Source organism: Falsihalocynthiibacter arcticus (genome assembly GCF_000812665.2).
Classification (GTDB): Bacteria; Pseudomonadota; Alphaproteobacteria; order Rhodobacterales; family Rhodobacteraceae; genus Falsihalocynthiibacter; species Falsihalocynthiibacter arcticus.
In genome coordinates this window covers 159,748-178,826 of the sequence record NZ_CP014327.1, presented here as the reverse complement: position 1 = coordinate 178,826, position 19,079 = coordinate 159,748, and the positions used below count along the sequence as shown (strand labels likewise).

The window sequence follows — 19,079 nt, the reverse complement described above, 5'->3', positions numbered from 1 at the left end:
TAAGAATTGAACCAATTGAGCTGACGGAGACCCCCTATGTCGATTGACAAGGATACTGCTGCGCGCGTGGCAAAACTGGCCCGCATTCGCGTCGCTGACGAGGCGCTTCCTGCGCTGGCAGAAGAATTCAACACAATCCTCGGGTTTATCGAGCAGCTCAATGAGGTTGACGTTGAGGGCATAGAGCCTATGACATCGGTCACACCTCAGCGCCTAAAACGCCGCAAAGACATCGTGACGGATGGCGACATCCAAGAACAGGTTTTGGCCAATGCGCCGGACTCTCGCGAAGGCTTTTTTGTCGTGCCGAAGGTGGTGGAATAATGACCGATCTAAACAAACTGACTATTTCCGGTGCGCGCGACGGTTTGCGCAAGGGTGATTTTACCTCGGTTGAGCTTACCGAAGCTTGCCTTACGGCTATCGGGAAATCCGGTGCGTTGAACGCGTTCGTGCACAACACACCAGAGATTGCCCACGCACAATCCGCCGCTGCAGATGAGCGGATTGCCACGGGCGATGCGCCTGATATGTGCGGTATCCCGTTGGGTATTAAGGATTTGTTCTGTACCAAAGGTGTTCCAAGCCAAGCCGCTTCTGCGATCCTTGCAGGTTTTAAGCCAGAATACGAAAGCACGGTCACCCAAAATCTTTGGGACAGCGGCGCGGTTATGCTTGGCAAATTGAACATGGACGAATTCGCTATGGGTTCGAGCAACGAGACCTCGGTTTACGGCGACGTGATCAACCCGTGGCGCCGCGAAGGTAGCGATGCCGCGCTGACACCGGGCGGATCTTCGGGCGGCAGCGCGAGCGCGGTTTCGGCGGACCTTTGCCTTGCCGCGACGGGCACAGATACCGGCGGCTCGATCCGTCAACCAGCCGCATTCACGGGCATCGTTGGCCTCAAGCCGACCTACGGACGTGTCTCGCGTTGGGGTGTTGTGGCCTTCGCCAGCTCGCTCGATCAAGCTGGCCCCATGACCAAAACCGTGCGTGACGCGGCGATCATGATGGAAGCCATGGCCAGCCATGACGCCAAGGACAGCACCTCGTATGACATACCCGTTCCAAATTTTGAGGCCGCTTTGACGGGCGACATCAAAGGCAAAAAAATCGGCATCCCAGCCGAATATCACATGGACGGCATGCCCGCAGAGATCGAAAAGCTCTGGGCCGAAGGCACCGAGATGCTCAAAAGTGCGGGCGCTGAGATCGTGAACATCAGCCTGCCGCACACGAAATATGCGCTGCCTGCCTATTATGTGATCGCTCCCGCCGAAGCTTCCTCGAACCTTGCCCGCTATGATGGCGTGCGCTATGGTCACCGCGCCAAATTGGCGGCGGGCGATGGCATTGATGACATGTACGAAAAAACCCGCGCCGAAGGGTTTGGCTCCGAGGTTCAGCGCCGTGTGATGATCGGTACTTATGTGCTGTCAGCAGGGTTCTATGATGCGTATTACAACCGTGCGCGCCGCGTTAGAGCCTTGATTAAGAGGGACTTTGACGATGTGTTTGCCGCAGGTGTGGATGCGATCCTGACACCTGCGACTCCTTCGGCCGCCTTTGGGCTTGGCGAAATGAGTGACGCCGATCCCGTAAAAATGTACCTCAACGATGTATTTACCGTGACGGTGAACCTCGCTGGATTGCCGGGTATTTCGGTACCAACGGGGCTAAATTCCGAAGGATTGCCGCTTGGTTTGCAATTGATCGGGCGTCCGTGGGAAGAGGGCGATCTACTCAATACGGCCTATGCTCTTGAGACTGCGGCAGGATTTGTTTCCAAACCAAACAATTGGTGGTAAACACGACGATCAACCGACCAGAGGTAACTATGCGCAACTCATTATCCGTCGTTTCTATGATCGCTCTGCTGGGCCTCGTCGCTTGCCAGTCGGGAGTTCCAGACTCCGGCGTGGGCTTCGACGATTTCGAGGGGTACAATTACAACACTGCGCAAGCTCTTCAAGGCAGTCCCGTTCAGGCGGGGGTGATTTCCGACGAGGACGTGGGGTCATCCAATATTTCTTTGGCGCTCGAAGAAGCTGTAAAGCAAACGCCGGACCTGAACGGCGCGCCAAGTCAGCCTCAGGCCTCTAGAACTGGGATTTCTGACGAGCAGAGCTTCAAAGCTGTTGCTGCGCGCGAAACGATTGCAAGTGATGCTGAGCGCTTGGCAGAACAGCGGGCGCAATATCAAGTGATTAACCCAACGGCTTTGCCATCGCGTACAAGTACATCAAGTGCAACTGCCGTTATCGCCTTTGCGCTCGGAACGACTAACTCAGTCGGCGAGTCGATCTATGCGCGGTCGGGACGGTATTCGCAGGAGAAGTACACCAAGGCCTGTTCAAAATACCTGACGTCCAACGATGCACAGGAAGCCTTTTTGCAGAATGGCGGCCCTCAAAAAGACAGTAAAGGGATTGATCCTGATGGGGACGGATTTGCCTGTGCTTGGACCCCCGCGCCGTTCCGCGCGGCACGCGGCGGGTAATTGTCCCGTTGCAGATAACGCAATGTCCTTCACCTAATTTCGGGCCAAGGCGCCACGGTGGCCCGCCCGACCTCATTCTTTTACACTATACGGCGATGAGCAGTTGTGACGCCGCCCTCGCGCGGCTTTGCTCCCCCGAGTTTGAGGTTTCGGCCCATTTTCTGATCTCAGAAAAGGGGGCATCCTGCAACTCGTAGCTCAAGAAATGCGTGCTTGGCATGCAGGTGCGGGGTCTTGGGGGACTGTAGCGATATCAATTCTCACTCGATTGGCATTGAGTTGGATAACACGGGCCGCACCCCCTATTCCGAACCCCAGATGGCCGCGCTTGAGGCGTTGTTGCCTCAAATCATGCAAGCGTGGAACATCCCGCCGGAACGCGTGATTGGACATTCGGACATGGCGCCTCACCGCAAGGCCGATCCGGGTCGACGTTTGGATTGGCGTCGACTGGCGCTGCAAGGTCTGTCTGTTTGGCCCGAAACGACACCGGATACACCAGCGCCCGATTTTGCCAAATGGTGTCAGGATGCGGCGCGTTTTGGCTATGGCACTGGTCAAAATATGGACGTGAAATGTGACGCATACTTGGCGGCATTCCGTGACCGTTTTCGCGCAGGACACCGTGGCCCTCTGGACAGCGAAGATATGCGGATCATTCAAGACCTTGCACAACGCTTCCCCGTTGACGGCGGGCGCGCAAACGCATAATCCCCAAAGCGTGCGGATGGCTGGATGACCGCGGGGTGGCAACACCGCGAGGAAAGTCCGGACTCCATGAAGGATGGTGCCGGGTAATGCCCGGCCGGGGTAACCCGAGGGAAAGCGCCACAGAGAACAGACCGCCCGTTTACAGGTCGTGCAAACGATACCGTGACGGGTAAGGGTGAAACGGTGGGGTAAGAGCCCACCGCGGCGGTGGTAACATCGCTGGCATGGCAAGCCCCACCAGGAGCAATGCCAAATAGGAACCTCACGCGGGGCAACTCGCAGGGCGGCTTCGGCCCAGAAGGTTCGGGTTGGCAGCTTGACCCTGTTGGTAACAGCAGGGCTAGAAGAATGGTCATCCAGCGTCGTGTAATGCGGCGTGGACAAAATCCGGCTTACAGGCCATCCGCGCGTTTATTTTTTCCAAGTCAAAACAAGAGGTACGAAGGCACTCAAGAAGAAGAGTCGCCCGACGTGATGCAACGCGACATAGGCGGGGTCGGCGTCAACAATGGCGGCCATCGCGACCATGGTTTCAAGGCCACCCGGGGCCAAAGCGATGATGATATCCAAAAAACGGAGGTCGGTAAAATAGGCAATTCCGGTTGCGAATACGATGGAAATCACGAGGGCTAGAACGGTAAAAATCAAACCGCCAAGGGCTGCGCTGCGCAGAAGTTTCGGGGTGACGCCACTAAATCGTGTCCCGATGAGGGTACCCATAGTGATGAAAGCTGCGATCGTAAAAATAGGTGGTACAACGCCGGGGAGAACGTCGGTTGCATGACCTAGGGTTGAGACAATCATGCCGCCGAGCAGTAGGGCCGCTGGTAGGTTAAATCGAATGAATATCGCGCCAAGGCCTGCGCCAAGGGCAGCAAGAATTCCAAGGTGAAGCGGCGTCAAAATATGGCCCACGGGCGCGCGCATCCCCATATCAGCATCCGTGAAAATGGCCACGGAAAATGGTACCAAAAGAGTGAGAATGAGAACGCGGATTGACTGTACCACCGAGATCACTGCGGTATCTGCGCCCACGTCCGTAGAATAGCCGATGACATAGCTTAAATGCCCCGGACTCGAGGATAGAAACGCGGTGGGGCGGTCCATGTGAAAAACATGTTGAAACATCCAGCCCCCCGTAAGCATCACGACCGCGACGGACACGCACATACCGACAAGACTTAGGGGCCAAGCTTTAGCCGCCTGAAGAATTTCAGGGGTTACGCTAGACCCAAGAGCGAGGCCGATGATGAGGAAAATTGCGTCCCGCAATATGTTGGGAACCGCGCATTTTACCCCTGCCAATCCCGCCAGTGAAACACAAATGGCAGGCCCCGTCAGAAAGGGGGCAGGCAGGCCGATAAATGTTGCGGCAAGCGCGCCGACGGCCCCGATAACAAGCGCGACAACATATGCTTGCATTTCTAAAGTTCCCTTAATTTATTGATGTTTCTGCAAGAAGCGCAGCCCAAGAAGCGCCGTGCATGTCGCGATCTTCGACGGCCCCTTGAATGCTGGGACGCGGCATTGAGAATTTTATAACGTTCAAGTCAGGGATTTCAAAGCGCTTGATGTCCTCAACCTTCGTGCCAAACACAGAGGCCACACGTTGGGTCGAAAGCCCGTTGCAAATTTGGGTAAAGGCGGGGCCGTTCCCGCAGAAAATATCCACCGTGAGCCAAAAGGGGCCCGCGTTTTTAGACCGAATTTTGTAGGCAATATCGCGCAGTTCAGCCATGTTGAATAACTTCCAGTGAAAAGGCGTCCATGGGATTATCCAAGGTAAGCGTGTGGTTGAGGCAAAAGCCATAGACCGCACCCCGATTGAGACTGGCGGGCGAAAACGGGAAGGCGAAGGTTGGTTGTTCTTCTTCGCGCGTGAGCGGATGGTGCAGCAAATAGGGGTTCAACATCTGGCCGATCTCTTCGGCAATCGCTTGAGTGTTCGCTGTGACAATCGCGAGGATGCCGATTTCGGGTGCGGGGTTTGTGTTGGTTTCGAGGGCACCAAAACTTGAGTTCTGGCCAATCAGGCGCAACTCAATACTGTAGTCCTCTTTATGCAAACCCATCCGGTCTTGCACCTTTTCGCTGCATTTCGCGTGGATGTCGTCGGCCCAGATTTGTGCGTTTTCGACATAGTGCTTGTCCCGCAAAAGAACCATCAAAACCGTTTGATATCCCTGAATTTTAGCGCCTTCAAGCTTCACAGTATACGTATCGGAAGGCACCCATTCGGAGCCCTCAACTCGCACGCGCCGCGCATCAAGTGCCGTGTATTTTGCGCCTGTTACATCGAGGTGTCCACCGGGTTCATAGAGGATGAACGGGTCGGAGTTTTCATAGAGCATATGCGCCGAAACAGTATGCGGATTGGCCGCTGAATCTTCGGCCATGGGCGTGACCGTAAAACCGTTTGCGTCAAACTCGATCATCACGACGCCCGATTGTGGGTTGGTCGCACAGAGCGCACCGCATTCGCCGATTTTTGCCCCGTGCCATGCGGCTCCTGCGTGGAGGTTTTTCATCAACGGGAGGGCGGCGATGGTCGCAGTATCCGTGGTGCGCCCCGCGATGATGACGTCCGCGCCCGTTTGGATCGCGGCGGCAATTTGTTCGGCACCAGCGAGGGCCACGATATTGCTACATTCCGCAAAACTTTCGCGGGTAATTTCGGGGGCCGCGGGGAGGGGGTGACGCGGCCACTATCAAAGGCGGTCGCGAGGATTTCCGCGTCTTGGGAACTTCGCAAAACCGCAATTTGTAGCGTTTGGCCCAACTCGGCGGCGATCTCTTTTGTGATGTCCAGAAGCCAGTTAACTGCGCTGTCTGTGCCACATGTCCCTGCGGTTCCGATGACCAAAGGGACGTTTGCTTCTTGGCGGGCAACCATCAATCCCTTCCATTCGATTTTTATCGAACTGCGCGCATATTTCGAGACCCCTTGTCCGAGATATGCAGGGCCTGAATCCGTCGAGCCGCCGTCAATCGCAATGATATCAGGGTTTTGCGCAAGGCCACGCGCAAGCGCCGCCTTGTCGTAGTTCAAGCCTAGTGCGCCTGAAGGGATAAGAACTTTGACCATTAGTCAGTGACCCTTTGCGGTTTGCGCAAGACGTTGCGCAGGAACATCGGTGCGACAAATCCGACGATCGCGGCAACCCAAAGCCCAATCGAGATGTTGGACGAGAACAGATATGTCCATTCGCCATCGGAGAGTGTCATGGCACGCCTTAAGGCGTCTTCCATATTCCCACCCAGAAGGATACCCAAAATCACCGGAACGGTTGGAATGTCCAGCTTGCGCAGCACGTATCCAAGCACACCAAATCCGATCATCAAGAGCAAGTCGAAATAGCTTCCCGACAGGGAGTAGATGCCTACAAACGAAACCATTGTCACACCGGGCAACAAGATCGCTGGTGGAACCATGAGGATTTTGACGAAGATTTTCACCATCGGCACGTTCATCAACAATAGCACGATGTTGGCAATCAAGAGCGACGCAATGAGGCCCCAAACAACTTCGGGCTGGTCAGTGAAAAGCGTGGGTCCAGGGGTAATGTTGAGGGTCATCAAAAGCGCAAGGAGCACCGCTGTTGTTCCTGATCCGGGTACGCCGAGAGTGAGCATGGGAACGAGGGCACCACCGGCGGCCGCGTTGTTGCCCGCCTCTGGTGCGGCGATGCCTTTGGCAACACCTGTGCCGAAACCACCGTCTTTGCCGGCAATCGCTTTTTCAGTCATATAGGCCAAGAAACTGCCGAGGGACGCGCCCGCACCGGGCAAGATACCGGCAACAAAGCCCACACCCGAAGAGCGCAACATTGTCCATTTGGTTTCCCAAATATCTTTCCATGGAACGGTGGTTTTCTCGAGGTCTACACCAACAGGGGAATTTTTCCCGTGGTCTTCGATGAAGAAAAAGATTTCCGCAATTGCAAAGAGGCCAACGATGGCAACGAGGAAATCGATGCCGTCATAGATGTGGAGATTTCCGCCCGTAAAGCGTGGCATGACGCTGCCGCTGCTGATGCCGACCGTTGATATGCCGAGGCCAATACAGGAAGCTATCGCCGCTTTGGCTTGGTTGTTGCTGGCCATGCCGCCCAACGTACAAAACGCGAGCAAGTAGAGGGCGAAATATTCTGAAGGACCAAAGACATAAGCGACGCGGGCCAACATAGGTGCGAGCAACATAAGCCCGATTGTAGCAAGGAGCGCACCTACAAAGGAGGCCACACCCGAGAGCACAAGCGCATCGCCTGCGCGCCCTGCTTTGGCCATCGGATAGCCGTCGAGGGTGGTCATCAGCGCGGGTTCATCTCCGGGGATGTTAAGGAGGATCGAACTGATCCTGCCCCCATACATCGCTCCGTAATACACCGAGGTCATAAGGACGAGGGCGGATGTTGCATCAAGGCCCAGCGTGAAGGTCACGGGGATAAGGATGGCGACGCCGTTTGAGGGGCCAAGACCGGGGAGGGCGCCAATGATTGTACCCAAAAAGCAGCCAATGATAGCGAGCATCAACGTGTAAGGGGACAATGCAATTGCGAACCCCATCGCGAGGTTAGAAAAGAGATCCATGGGGCAGGTATCCTAGCCGAAGATCATTTTGGGGAAGGCAACAAGGCCCAAACCCAAAGCGAATTTGAAAACGATAAAGAGCCCGCATGAGAGGCCGAGTCCGGCGAGGGCTGCGTATTTTGGGCGGGGCGAAATCTGGTAGGACAGGATCGCCGCTGTGATGGCCGTGGGGATCAAGAACCCCAAAGGTTTGAGCGCGTAAGCGTAAAGGACCAAAACGAAGGCCGCCGCTGCGATGGCACCAAAGGTAGATAGCGTAGGCCATTCGGGCTCTGCGTCGGGTTTGAAAACCATGAAGAGGGCGCATAGGGCACCCAGAATTCCAACCCCAAAGGGGAAGGCTTTCGGGCCAACAGGGTCAGGCAAAAAGCTGGTCTGGATTTGAGTGGCACCCGCGATATACGCGAGCGCCACAAGCGCCATGACCAGACCAAAAATCCGGTCACTGGCCATTATTGAATAACCCCGATGTCGATGGAGAGTTTACGAATTTCGGCAACGACCTGATCAACATAGTCTTGGAAATCCACACCGACTTTAGTGAAGGGGGCAAGACCATTGGCGGCCATAGCTTCTTTCCACTCGGCGGAATCTGCTACTTGCTGAAGGCGGTCGGCCCAGACGTTGAATTCCTCGTCAGAGATGCCTTTTGGAACGTAAAGTCCGCGCCAGTTTACGGCAACAACATCATAACCTTGCTCTTTTGCAGTTGGGATGTCGTCAAAGCCCGGAATGCGCTCTTCGGTGAGGACCGCAAGAACCCGAACTTCGCCAGCATTCAAAAAGCCAATGATTTCAGACATGTCGCCTGTCATTGCCTGTGTGAAGCCGCCGATAGTTTGCGTGATCGCATCGGCACCACCATCAACACCAATGTATTTTACCTTGGTGATGTCTGTGAAACCTGCGCGCTGCAAAAGCATCAGAGGTTTAAGGTGGTCAAAGCCACCAACCGCAGAACCGCCAGCAAAAGCAACCGAACCTGGGTCTGCTTTGATCGCGTCAACCATTTCAGTTAGCGTGTTGAACGGGCTGTCGTTGGCAACGACGATAACGCCCGGATCCGCACCGATTGCCCCGACAAAGCGTACTTGGTCAGCGGTCATACCGGCGTAAGCATCTTGGGCTAGACGTGTGGTTGTCGCGCTTGAGGCTGCAACCATAAGGTCTGCGTCATCGCCGCGTTCCGCCACGACGTAGTTATACGCAAGGCCGCCACCGCCGCCTGCCATATTGGTTACTTGGACAGGTTTATCCACCGCGCCAATGTCGTACATGATTTTGCCGATTTGACGGCAAGTGAAATCCCAGCCTCCACCGGGGTTTGCGGGTGCAATGCATTCAGCCGCAGAAGCAGCCGAAGCCGCACTCATTCCAATTACGGCACTCGTCATGAGCGCCTTAACAAAACGTGTAGTCATAGTATCCTCCCATTTGACATCCGAGCCGAAGCGCGGACATGCTTAAGATGCGCTGTGAAACCTGACACGAACCTGTCATGAAGCGAAACAGTCGCGCTTTGGGAGGAGCTCACGTGAGATTTCTATTGGTCGAGGACAATCTCGAACTGGCAAAGGCTGTGGTCGAATGCCTTGGGTTGGATGGGCACGCGATTGACCACGCCGAGGATATCGCCGCCGCGCAAGCCTGTATTGATGCCGCCTCTTATGACTTGATTTTACTTGATATTATGCTGCCCGACGGAGATGGACGCGATTTCTTGGCCCGCCATAGACGCGCGAAAAATCGCACGCCGGTGATCGTTTTGACGGCGCGTTCGCAGGTGTCGGATCGGGTGGGCCTACTTGATTTGGGGGCCGACGATTACTTAACGAAACCTTTCGATTTCTCCGAACTTGAGGCGCGTGTGCGGGCAGTATTGCGTCGTCAGGGGGGAGTTGCCAACAATTCCAGAAGCTTCAAGGGAGTGATTCTTGATTCGACCCTCGGGGCGATCATGATCAATGGCGAGAGCCATACGCTGAGAAATCGTGAATTGCGCCTTCTGGAGGTGTTTTTTTCGGCACCGGAGCAAATTTTCAGCAAATCCCACCTCATGGACCGCTTGTTTTCCTTCTCGGACGACGTTTCGGAAAACGCCATCGAGGTCTATATCGGCCGATTGCGCAAAAAACTCGAAGGATCAGACGCCAAGATCGAAACCGTGCGTGGCTTGGGCTATCGTTTGGTGGCGGAGACGTGACGCAAGGGTTTATCAGGTCGTCCATCCGACGACGGCTTTTGCTGCAACTGTTTATCATTGCGGCCATTCTCTCGCTTGCGTTCGTGTTGATTGTGCGCGCTGTTGCGGAGCGTGCAGCGGCAGATACACAGGACAACATCCTTTTGGCATCAGCCACCTCCATCGCCGATGCGCTTTATTCCGAGCGCGGGCAGGTTGCCGTTGAAATTCCCTATTCGGCACTTTCGATGCTGGGGGCAATCTCGGAAGATCGCGTTTTTTATCGTGTCTTTGTTGGCGACGAGCACCTTACTGGCTATGAGGATCTTTTGCCGCCTTCCCAAATGAACGATCCGTTTTCGACGTTTGATTTCCGTGGAGCAGAGGTGCGGTCCGTCGCTGTGACACGGGTTGTGAGTGCTGGGGGGCGCAAGCGAAATACAACAGTTGTCGTAGCCCAAACACGGCTGGGATTGGCGGCGATCTCGTCGCGGATTTCGGTTGTCGCAGCTTCTGTGGGGGTCGGTTTTTTCCTTTTGGCAACGGCCCTTAGCCTTTTTGCCGCACAATCGACCCTGGCCCCCTTAAACCGCATGACTCAGTCGGTTGCGCGTCGGGGTCCCAACGATTTGCGGCCCGTCGAAACCCCCGCTCCGAGCGAACTTGCGCCGCTGGTTGATGCGCTCAACGGGCTTATGGCGCGGCTCAAGGCATCGTTACTCCAATCGGAGGACTTTATCGCGGAAGCGGCCCACCGTGTACGCACACCGCTTGCCACTGTGCGTGCGCAAGCACAGGTCGCGTTGCGCCGTTCTGTGCAGCCGGAAAACAAGGCGGCCTTGCGCGCGATGATCCGCGCCGTCGACGAAAGCAGCCGTTCCGCAGGACAGTTGCTCGACCACGCGATGGTAAGTTTTCGCACCGATCAGCTTGAGGTGGTGCCCTTGGATTTGGTTGCCATAACGCGCGAAACCGTTTCCCATCTTCGTCCGACTGCCGAGCTGAAGGATTTGCACATCGTCGAAGAATATGTAGCGACCCGTTCGCAGATCAAAGGTGATGAAATCCTGCTTCAGAACGCCCTGCGCAATCTCTTGGACAACGCGATCAAATACACCCCTGCCGAGAGTAAAATTACGGTGCGTGTGACCGATACGGGCGCTCTGACCGTTTCCATTACCGACGAAGGGCGCGGGTTTGGCGACGCGGATTTGAGCACGCTCACGCACCGTTTTTCACGCGGCAAAAACGTCGATGATATTGTTGGGTCAGGATTGGGGCTAACCATCGCGGATGAGGTCGTTGCTGCCCATTGCGGACGCCTTGAATTGAGCTGCAACACGAAAGGGCCGGGTGCATGCGTTTCGTTAATTTTTCCAGCGTCTTAGTTTATTGTATGTCGCTTCAGGCCGCCCTCGGTTTTGAGGTCGAAGAGCATTATGTTCATCAAGGAGCAGGCGCGAACACCTTGCGGATTATTTCCACAGCGGACGCTGAGGTTTTTAACCCAATCATCGAAGCGTTTCAGACGCAGTATCCGAGCATGACGATTGACTACACCATCGCGAGCAGCACCCAGCTTATGCAGGCGCTTTTTGAAGAGGGGGCAGAGTTTGACCTCGCGATCTCCAGTGCGATGGACTTGCAGACGAAATTGGCCAACGACGGCTTCGTGCAAACCTACCGTTCAGAAGCGACAGATATCCTGCCGAAATGGGCCAAATGGCGTAATCAGGTTTTCGCCTTCACCCAAGAACCCGCCGTGCTCGTGGTCTCGGAAGACGAGTTTTTGGACCGACCCATCCCGACAACCCGCGAAGATCTGATCACGATGCTGCGCGATAACCAAGAGGCGTTTTCAGGGCGGATCGGGACTTATGACGTACGCAAATCTGGGGCAGGGTACCTTTTTGCCACCCAAGACTCGCGCAACACCGATTCCTATTGGCGTTTGACCGAAGTTATGGGGCGGCTTAATGCGCGGCTGTATCGCGGGTCACATGAAATGATTGCTGACGTCGCTGCGGGACGGTTGGCCTTGGCGTATAATGTCGTTGGCAGCTATGCCCAGTCTCAACTCGCAGACACGCCCGGGATACGGATTATAGAGTTTGATGACTACCTCTCGGTTATGCTGCGCACGGCTCTGATCCCGAATACAGCGAAGAATCCTGAGGGTGCGGGCGATATGATCGATTTCCTCGCGAGTCTCAATATGCGCGCAGACCTGACCCTTAAGACGAATCTCCCACCGATCAACGCCCAATCCCTTGAGGACAACAGCGCCGCACGCGTTATTCGGCTGGGACCGGGGTTGCTTGTTTTTCTGGATCACATGACGAAGGAAACCTTCCTGCGCAGCTGGGAGAACTCTATTGAACAGAAATAATGGTGTTTCGCGGCTATTTTGTGCTCAATGTGTCGAAGGCTGTTGACTCTGCCCCGCAGACAGCTAAGAACCGGCTTCAAGGAATTAAAGGGCGCATGTCGCGCCTGCGTTGAGGAGCACTATTATGGCGAAGCCTACCACAATCAAAATCCGCCTGAACTCGTCCGCGGGCACAGGCCACTTCTATGTGACTAAGAAAAATGCTCGTACGATGACTGAAAAAATGACGGTCAACAAATACGACCCAGTTATCCGTAAACACGTTGAGTACAAAGAAGGCAAAATCAAGTAAGATTTGCTTTACTGAACGATAAGAATTGAGAAAACCACGCTTTCGAGCGTGGTTTTTTTTGGCCAAAGGATGGAGCTATTTTGGGCGCGTCCCTGCCTTGCTGAAAGGCACAAAAAAGGGCCAGTCGTGATGACCGGCCCTTTGGTATTTCGTTGGTGTCGCGCGTCTTAGTTGCGGTTTCCAAAGAGTTGCAGCATGAACATGAACATGTTGATGAAGTCGAGGTAGAGGTTTAGCGCGCCCATAATGGCGGATTTCGCCATCCACTCGCTATCACCTTGTTGTGCGTGCGCGATGTAGTTGTTCTTGATTTTTTGCGTGTCGTAGGCGGTAAGGCCTGCGAAGATCAGCACACCAATCGCGGAAATCGCGAACATAAGCGCGCCAGATTGCAAGAAGATGTTAACAACGGACGCAACCAAAAGGCCGATTACACCCATGATAAGGAAGGTCCCCATCGCGGAAAGGTCTTTTTTGGTCGTGTAGCCATAAAGGCTCAGACCTGCGAAAGCGATCGAAGTCACCAAAAACACCTGAACGATGGACGCGCCAGTATACATAAGGAAGATCGAACTTAGTGACAGGCCCATTGCCGTGGCAAACGCATAGAAGAACAACTGCGCGCCAGCGGCAGACAGTTTGTTAATCATCGCGCTAAAGCCGAATACCATACCCAAAGGAAGGAACATGATCACCCATTTAAGCGGTGAGCCATAAAGAGTATTGCCAAGGGCCGTGAGATATTTGGTATCAGAAATCTGCGAGACAGCTAGGGACGGATCCGTTGTCATCGCCATGTTGCCAATAGCCCAAGCGGCCAAAGCCGTGATCAACAGGCCTACGGACATTGTGCCGTAAACTTTGTTCATGTGGGCGCGAAGTCCTGCGTCGATTGCTGCACTGCGCGTACCTGCGCCTGTGCGGGCCGTATCAAATTGTGCCATTATAGCCTCCGGTAAGAATATACAGGGCTAATGAGTTAGCCCGCCTTCACCGCTAAATATCGGCAATGACGGGCAGAATTTCAAGTTTAACCGGAGAGAATTTCATGTTTTTTCTGCAATATCGTTAAATGTTGCTAAATCAGCGGGTTTTAACGACGCCAAGTCGTAGGAACATCCCAGATTGGGCGGTTTGCTTCTTGGGTGGCGTCGCTGCGGGACAGGCCCAAATCGGTGAGGGCGGCATCATCCAAGCGCGCAAGAGCGCGGCGCTGGCGATATGTGCTCGCAATCATCGACAAAAGGCGCAAAGTTTTTGTTGGGGACTTCAGGGTGGTTGGGCCGAAACTTGTAATTGTGTGTGTCATGAGAGGCATCCTTTCGAATCGATGATGATTGATGTTTGATTGATCATTTATATTGATATGTATGCTGGAATCTGTATCATCTGTAAAATGAATGTTTCTTAACTGATATATCAAGGATTGTGATATGCCCCGAAATCTAGACCTTACGTCGTTACGTTCCTTTGTCGCCGTTGCAGAGGCGGGCGGCGTGACGCGGGCCGCGGGTTTTCTCAACCTGACACAATCGGCGGTTTCGATGCAGCTCAAACGTTTGGAAGAATCCCTCGACATGTCGCTGTTGGATCGCTCCTCAAGGACAATTGCAATTACCGCTTCAGGCGAGCAATTGCTGTCCTACGCTCGCCGGATGCTCAAATTAAATGACGAAGTTTTCGCGCTGATGACTCACCAAGCTTATGAGGGCGAAATTGTATTGGGGGTGCCGCATGACATTGTGTACCCCGCGATTCCAGAAGTTTTGAAGCGCTTTAACGCTGAATACCCGCGCATGCGCGTTCAGCTTTTGTCGTCGGTCACGGTGAGTTTAAAAGAGAAGTTTAGACGTGGCGAGGTGGATATTATTCTGACCACAGAAGAGGGGTGCGATACAGGCGGTGAAACCTTGATGAATCGCGATCTGGTGTGGGTGGGGGCCAAGGGGGGCACTGTGTGGCGTGATCGGCCTTTGAAGCTGGCGTTTGAGCCCCACTGTATGTTCCGAATGGCGGCGCAAAAGGCCTTGGACGCCGCAAATATCCCTTGGGAAATGGCGGTCGAGTCGGATTCAACCCGCACGATTGAGGCTTCGGTTTCGGCGGATCTAGCGGTGCATTCGGTGCTTGATGGCATGGAGGCGCCGCACTTGGAGCAGATACGTCACGGCGGGGCACTGCCCGATTTGGGGTCCAAAAAAGTGAACATGTTCATCTCGGAACTGGCCACCTCCCAAGTCGCGTTAGATTTGGCGGAATTCTTGCGCCAAGCCTATAATCGCGTGTCCGCAGGTTCGGATCACGGGAGCACGACAACCTTACCAGTCGATTTTCGGTCGCGCAGCAGCGCCAGCGCCTGATCCGCTTGCGCGAGCGGCAGTTTGTGGCTGATATGAAGGTGAAGTTTACCGTCCGAATACCAGGCCAAAAGCTGCTCAAGGCTGTCGGTTATAACTTTTGGGGCGAATTTCAAATACCCCGACCAGTAAAAACCTATCACCGTAATGTTTTTAACCAGCAGAATATTCGCGGGAATCGGCGGGACGGTGCCGCTGGCAAACCCAATCACCAAAATTCGGCCGTCTGGATTGGTCGCCCGCAATGCTGTGTTGAACAACTCGCCTCCGACGGGGTCGTACACAACATCCGCGCCACCGAGATCCTTGATTTGCTGTCTCAAGTCAGGCGATTCGCTGTCGAGCACGTGATCGGCCCCTGCCTGACGAACGGCATCGTGTTTTTCGACACCCCGCACCACTGCGATCACTTTGGCCCCCATGAGTTTGCCCAATTCGACAGCAGTCAGGCCGACACCCCCGGCTGCACCGAGAACCAGTAAAGTTTCTCCCGCAACCAAGCGCGCCTTGTGGCTGAGCGCCAAATGTGAGGTGCCATAGGCAACTTGAAACGCGGCCGCGACGTCAAATGGGATTGAGTCGGGAAGGCGAATACACCGTTCAGCTTCGACAACGGCTTGCTCTGCAAGCCCGCCATGTCCGGGGAAGCCTGCGACGCGATCGCCAACTTTGAGGGACTTAACTTGCGCCCCTGCGGCTGTTATCACACCAGAAATTTCCATGCCCGGACAGAAGGGCCGGTCATGTTTTTCTTGATATGTCCCCTCAATCATCAACAAATCCGCGAAGTTGACTCCGCATGCCGCTACGTCAACTAGGACGTCAAATGAGCGCAATTTGGGAGGATTAATCGACCGAATTGATGCCGATCCAAGCTCGTCGACGACATATCCAAGCATTATCTATCTCCAGTGGGTTTTGAGAGAGTGTTAACAAATTTGCTGCCCTCTCCCAAGAGTAAAAAAACGTAGGGTATGTTAAATTATTGAAATATATCTAATAATTTGATAGGAGTCGGGTGTATTCGCTTGGCGGCAAATATGCACCTTTAAGGCGAGGTGCGTTTTTTTGTTAACCTTCCGGTCGAATCCCACTAGAAGTTTTGGCAATAATCGGCTAAAAGTTTTCTCGGCATATTGTTGCTGAGTTTTTGGTACATCCGTGCGTGAGGGTGCAAAATGTTTTTGCGTAAAACGAAAACTGAATTAAAAAGTACTCATGAGTTTGAGGAGCGAAATATGAAACATCCCGTTGATATCCATGTTGGAAAACGTATCCGCCACCGTCGATGGATGGTTGGCATGACGCAGCAACAGCTGGCCGAGCGCGTTGGAATAAAATTCCAGCAGATACAAAAATACGAAACGGGTATGAATCGTGTGTCAGCTTCTCGACTTTGGGATATTTCCGACGCGATGGGAATTGAAGTTAGTTTCTTCTTTGAAGGATTGGGGCGTTCCGAGGCTGTTGAGTCCACTGATGCCGCACGTGGCGACTTCATGGCAGACAAAGAAGCTCTGGAGTTGGTGCGGTCCTACTATGCAATTCCGGAAAACCAGCGCCGCCGCTTGTTTGAGTTGGCCCGCGTCTTAAGCGACGTCGCTTAAACGTCTCAAAATTTACCGTTGCAGCGCGCCTTTTGGCGCGCTTTTTCGTTGAAGCCCCGATTTTGCTTGATCCACAACTGCTCTCCACGTTACGCGGCAAGGGCGTTGAAAAAATGAGGTTCTCATGACTTTGCCAGATTCCGAAATTCAATCTATCAAAGACTGTGCAATGGCAATGGCCGATGCCGCACGCTCCGTCACCCTAGCGTATTTCCGCACAGATCAGCTGGCGACCGAGAATAAGCTGAACGAGGGTTTTGATCCCGTGACACGCGCTGATCGAGAGGCCGAGCAGGCAATGCGGGGCATTTTGGCCGAGCGGCGTCCCGACGACGCAATCCTTGGCGAAGAGTTCGGCGCGCAGGCCGGAACCAGTGGCCTTACGTGGGTGCTTGACCCAATTGATGGTACGCGCGGATTTATGTCCGGTACGCCGACTTGGGGTGTTCTCATCGCGGTTTCCGACGCGCATGGCCCTTTTTATGGCGTTATTGATCAGCCGTTTATAGGCGAACGTTTTATTGGCGGATTTGGGGAGGCGCATTATTCTGGTCCCCACCGAACGGGTGCCCTTGGCGTGCGCAAAACGCAAGATCTTGCGGATGCCGTGGTGTTTACAACCTTTCCTGAAATTGGAACGGCGCAGGAAGGCGCAGCGTTTCACCGTGTTGCAGCTGAGGCCAAATTGGTGCGCTATGGGATGGATTGCTATGCCTATGCTCTTCTTGCTGCTGGGCAAATCGACCTCGTGATCGAGGCGGGTTTGCAATCTTACGACATTCAGGCCCCGATTGCCGTCATCCAAGCCGCGGGTGGTGTTGTCACAAATTGGCAGGGCAAGCCAGCCCATGAAGGCGGGCAGGTTCTCGCCGCAGCAACACCAGCACTCCACGCCACAGTGCTCAAACTTCTCGCGTCCACCTAACGACCCACCTGTGGCTTGAATTGCTCAAAATCCTCGGTATACTCACAAGTGTATCGGGTCCTTTGTTCATTTCTGCCGATACATTCACACAGCTTCGCATCTGCGAGGGGCCGAATTGGACGTATTCTGTGTGGAGGTTTTAAATGTATTTATTGATTGAAAACGCGTGTTTGGCCATGACGATGGACGATCGCGGGCGCGAGATTCCTGATGCCAACATCCTTGTCAAGGGCGGGGTTGTTCAGGCCGTGGGACAAAATCTGCGGGCGGGATTAGCACCGGAAGTCGCGCAAAATCTGTCGACTCATTCTGCAAAAGGCTGCCTTGTGACGCCCGGATTGGTGAACACGCACCACCACCTGTATCAAACCATGACCCGCGCGGTGCCCGAGGCCCAAGACGGGTTGCTCTTTGGTTGGCTCAAAACGCTCTATCCAATTTGGGCGCGGTTCGGCCCCGCAGAAATGCACTCCGGTGCGGTGATTGGCCTCGCGGAATTGGCGCTTTCTGGCTGTTCTCTCAGTTCGGACCACATGTATGTCTACCCCAATGGCGCCCGTCTTGAGGATAGTATTGAGGCCGCGCAACGGGTGGGGCTTCGGTTTCAACCCACGCGCGGCGCGATGAGCATTGGAGAAAGCAATGGGGGCTTGCCGCCCGACAGTTTAGTTGAGCGCGAGGCCGATATTCTTGAGGATATGATCCGTGTGATCGATGCCCATCACGACATCCGCGAAGGGTCGATGCTGCGGGTCGGCGTTGCGCCCTGTTCGCCGTTTTCCGTGAGTCGGGAACTGATGCGCGACTCTGCGGTTTTGGCGCGCGACAAAGGCGTTATGATGCACACCCATTTGGCGGAAAATCAGGAGGATATCGCCTATAGTCGCGAGAAATTCGGCTGTACCCCCGGCGAGTTTGCGCGGGATTTGGGATGGGTCGGCGAGGATGTTTGGCATGCCCATTGTGTGAAACTTGTGGTCGAAGATTTGACATTGTTTGCAGCAACCAAAACCGGAATTGCCCATTGCCCTTGTTCAAACTGCCGCCTTGGATCGGGGATAGCACCCGTGCGCGAAATGCTGGACGCTGGGGTGCCTGTGGGGCTTGGGGTCGACGGGTCGGCGAGCAACGATATGGGGAACTTGATCGGCGAGGCGCGTCAGATGATGTTGTTGCAACGGGTGAAAAACGGAGCGGATTCCATGTCGGTGCGCGAAGCTCTTCGGGTGGCCACGCGCGGCGGCGCAGAAGTTCTGGGGCGCAATGACTGTGGCCAGATTGCCGTGGGGAAACGTGCGGACCTTGCGATTTGGGATTTGGGTGGAATAGAGGCCGCTGGGAGTTGGGATCCCGCCGCCATTCTTTTGGCAGGGCCACAAAAAGTTCGGGATTTATTTGTAGAAGGGCGCCATGTGGTTAAGGAGTATCAGCTCACAACGGTTGATTTACCCAAGGCGATTGAAACACAAAACCAACTCGCGCGGGCGTTGATGGCGTAGCGCCGCGCGTTATGTTAGTCTGCC

Annotated in this window: 21 protein-coding genes, 1 other RNA gene and 1 pseudogene; 13 read left to right on the top strand and 10 right to left on the bottom strand. The window is 54.5% G+C overall.

Annotated elements, in window-relative coordinates:
- Nucleotides 1-36: 36 nt before the first annotated feature.
- The 5 genes and pseudogenes from gatC to rnpB all read left to right on the top strand — a co-directional run bounded on the left by gatC (nucleotide 37) and on the right by rnpB (nucleotide 3,625).
- On the top strand, nucleotides 37-324 hold the full coding sequence (gene gatC / locus RC74_RS00940) for an Asp-tRNA(Asn)/Glu-tRNA(Gln) amidotransferase subunit GatC (protein ID WP_039000214.1): 288 nt from the start codon (nucleotides 37-39) through the stop codon (nucleotides 322-324).
- Nucleotides 324-1,811, top strand: a complete 1,488-nt coding sequence (gene gatA, locus RC74_RS00935; protein ID WP_039000213.1) for an Asp-tRNA(Asn)/Glu-tRNA(Gln) amidotransferase subunit GatA — start codon at nucleotides 324-326, stop codon at nucleotides 1,809-1,811. Before gatC ends, gatA begins: the two co-directional genes overlap by 1 nt.
- A 29-nt stretch (nucleotides 1,812-1,840) precedes the next feature.
- Nucleotides 1,841-2,503: a hypothetical protein gene (locus RC74_RS00930; protein ID WP_039000212.1), complete on the top strand. Its 663-nt coding sequence runs from the start codon at nucleotides 1,841-1,843 to the stop codon at nucleotides 2,501-2,503.
- Nucleotides 2,464-3,214: pseudogene (locus RC74_RS00925) on the top strand (N-acetylmuramoyl-L-alanine amidase). Before RC74_RS00930 ends, RC74_RS00925 begins: the two are co-directional and overlap by 40 nt.
- Before the next feature lie 12 nt (nucleotides 3,215-3,226).
- An RNA gene (gene rnpB, locus RC74_RS00920) (RNase P RNA component class A) lies at nucleotides 3,227-3,625 on the top strand.
- On the opposite strand, the gene RC74_RS00915 is transcribed toward rnpB, so the two are convergent.
- The 7 genes from RC74_RS00915 to RC74_RS00890 are packed head-to-tail and all read right to left on the bottom strand — an operon-like array spanning nucleotide 3,626 to nucleotide 9,225.
- Nucleotides 3,626-4,636 (bottom strand): AbrB family transcriptional regulator, encoded by a 1,011-nt coding sequence (locus tag RC74_RS00915; RefSeq protein ID WP_039000210.1) that lies wholly within the window; start codon nucleotides 4,634-4,636, stop codon nucleotides 3,626-3,628.
- A gap of 13 nt (nucleotides 4,637-4,649) precedes the next feature.
- Nucleotides 4,650-4,952 carry a DUF4387 family protein gene (locus RC74_RS00910; RefSeq protein WP_039000208.1) on the bottom strand — a complete coding sequence of 101 codons (303 nt, stop codon included), beginning with the start codon at nucleotides 4,950-4,952 and terminating at the stop codon, nucleotides 4,650-4,652.
- Nucleotides 4,945-5,850: an acyclic terpene utilization AtuA family protein gene (locus tag RC74_RS00905; RefSeq protein WP_236940006.1), complete on the bottom strand. Its 906-nt coding sequence runs from the start codon at nucleotides 5,848-5,850 to the stop codon at nucleotides 4,945-4,947. Before RC74_RS00905 ends, RC74_RS00910 begins: the two co-directional genes overlap by 8 nt.
- Entirely contained in the window at nucleotides 5,742-6,299 is a 558-nt protein-coding gene (locus RC74_RS22810) for a hypothetical protein (protein WP_236940005.1), read from the bottom strand. The genes RC74_RS00905 and RC74_RS22810 overlap by 109 nt, the downstream gene beginning before the upstream one ends.
- Entirely contained in the window at nucleotides 6,299-7,804 is a 1,506-nt protein-coding gene (locus RC74_RS00900) for a tripartite tricarboxylate transporter permease (protein ID WP_039000205.1), read from the bottom strand. The genes RC74_RS22810 and RC74_RS00900 overlap by 1 nt, the downstream gene beginning before the upstream one ends.
- 12 nt (nucleotides 7,805-7,816) lie before the next feature.
- The gene (locus RC74_RS00895) at nucleotides 7,817-8,257 is read right to left on the bottom strand and encodes a tripartite tricarboxylate transporter TctB family protein (protein WP_039000203.1); all 441 of its coding nucleotides are present in this window, start codon (nucleotides 8,255-8,257) and stop codon (nucleotides 7,817-7,819) included.
- Nucleotides 8,257-9,225: a Bug family tripartite tricarboxylate transporter substrate binding protein gene (locus RC74_RS00890; protein WP_039000201.1), complete on the bottom strand. Its 969-nt coding sequence runs from the start codon at nucleotides 9,223-9,225 to the stop codon at nucleotides 8,257-8,259. Before RC74_RS00890 ends, RC74_RS00895 begins: the two co-directional genes overlap by 1 nt.
- A 113-nt stretch (nucleotides 9,226-9,338) precedes the next feature.
- Between RC74_RS00890 and RC74_RS00885 the strand changes: the two genes are divergently transcribed.
- From RC74_RS00885 to rpmG, 4 genes are all read left to right on the top strand, one after another.
- Nucleotides 9,339-10,007, top strand: coding sequence for a response regulator transcription factor (locus tag RC74_RS00885; RefSeq protein ID WP_039000200.1), 669 nt, complete (start codon nucleotides 9,339-9,341; stop codon nucleotides 10,005-10,007).
- Nucleotides 10,004-11,374, top strand: a complete 1,371-nt coding sequence (locus RC74_RS00880) for a sensor histidine kinase (protein ID WP_039000198.1) — start codon at nucleotides 10,004-10,006, stop codon at nucleotides 11,372-11,374. Before RC74_RS00885 ends, RC74_RS00880 begins: the two co-directional genes overlap by 4 nt.
- The gene (locus RC74_RS00875; RefSeq protein WP_039000196.1) at nucleotides 11,344-12,375 is read left to right on the top strand and encodes an ABC transporter substrate-binding protein; all 1,032 of its coding nucleotides are present in this window, start codon (nucleotides 11,344-11,346) and stop codon (nucleotides 12,373-12,375) included. The genes RC74_RS00880 and RC74_RS00875 overlap by 31 nt, the downstream gene beginning before the upstream one ends.
- Nucleotides 12,376-12,499: 124 nt before the next feature.
- On the top strand, nucleotides 12,500-12,667 hold the full coding sequence (rpmG, locus tag RC74_RS00870; protein WP_039000195.1) for a 50S ribosomal protein L33: 168 nt from the start codon (nucleotides 12,500-12,502) through the stop codon (nucleotides 12,665-12,667).
- Nucleotides 12,668-12,834: 167 nt separating this feature from the next.
- Here rpmG and RC74_RS00865 read toward each other — a convergent pair whose 3' ends face one another.
- Nucleotides 12,835-13,611, bottom strand: coding sequence for a Bax inhibitor-1/YccA family protein (locus RC74_RS00865; protein WP_039000194.1), 777 nt, complete (start codon nucleotides 13,609-13,611; stop codon nucleotides 12,835-12,837).
- Nucleotides 13,612-13,760: 149 nt separating this feature from the next.
- On the bottom strand, nucleotides 13,761-13,976 hold the full coding sequence (locus tag RC74_RS00860) for a DUF1127 domain-containing protein (protein ID WP_052274587.1): 216 nt from the start codon (nucleotides 13,974-13,976) through the stop codon (nucleotides 13,761-13,763).
- 124 nt (nucleotides 13,977-14,100) lie between these two features.
- Between RC74_RS00860 and RC74_RS00855 the strand changes: the two genes are divergently transcribed.
- Nucleotides 14,101-15,027, top strand: coding sequence for a LysR family transcriptional regulator (locus RC74_RS00855; RefSeq protein WP_082802149.1), 927 nt, complete (start codon nucleotides 14,101-14,103; stop codon nucleotides 15,025-15,027).
- Here the strand turns inward: RC74_RS00855 and RC74_RS00850 are convergent.
- The gene (locus tag RC74_RS00850) at nucleotides 14,967-15,923 is read right to left on the bottom strand and encodes an NADPH:quinone oxidoreductase family protein (RefSeq protein ID WP_052274586.1); all 957 of its coding nucleotides are present in this window, start codon (nucleotides 15,921-15,923) and stop codon (nucleotides 14,967-14,969) included. The two genes, RC74_RS00855 and RC74_RS00850, sit on opposite strands and share 61 nt — an antisense overlap.
- 339 nt (nucleotides 15,924-16,262) lie before the next feature.
- Here RC74_RS00850 and RC74_RS00845 point away from each other — a divergent pair, with 339 nt between their 5' ends.
- The 3 genes from RC74_RS00845 (at nucleotide 16,263) to RC74_RS00835 (ending at nucleotide 19,055) form a co-directional block, all read left to right on the top strand.
- A complete protein-coding gene (locus RC74_RS00845; RefSeq protein ID WP_039000192.1) occupies nucleotides 16,263-16,631 on the top strand; it encodes a helix-turn-helix domain-containing protein in 369 nt (122 codons plus the stop codon).
- Between the two features lie 124 nt (nucleotides 16,632-16,755).
- Nucleotides 16,756-17,556, top strand: coding sequence for a histidinol-phosphatase (hisN, locus tag RC74_RS00840; RefSeq protein WP_082802148.1), 801 nt, complete (start codon nucleotides 16,756-16,758; stop codon nucleotides 17,554-17,556).
- A 143-nt stretch (nucleotides 17,557-17,699) separates the two neighbouring features.
- The gene (locus tag RC74_RS00835) at nucleotides 17,700-19,055 is read left to right on the top strand and encodes an 8-oxoguanine deaminase (protein WP_039000191.1); all 1,356 of its coding nucleotides are present in this window, start codon (nucleotides 17,700-17,702) and stop codon (nucleotides 19,053-19,055) included.
- The last annotated feature ends 24 nt before the right edge of the window (nucleotides 19,056-19,079 follow it).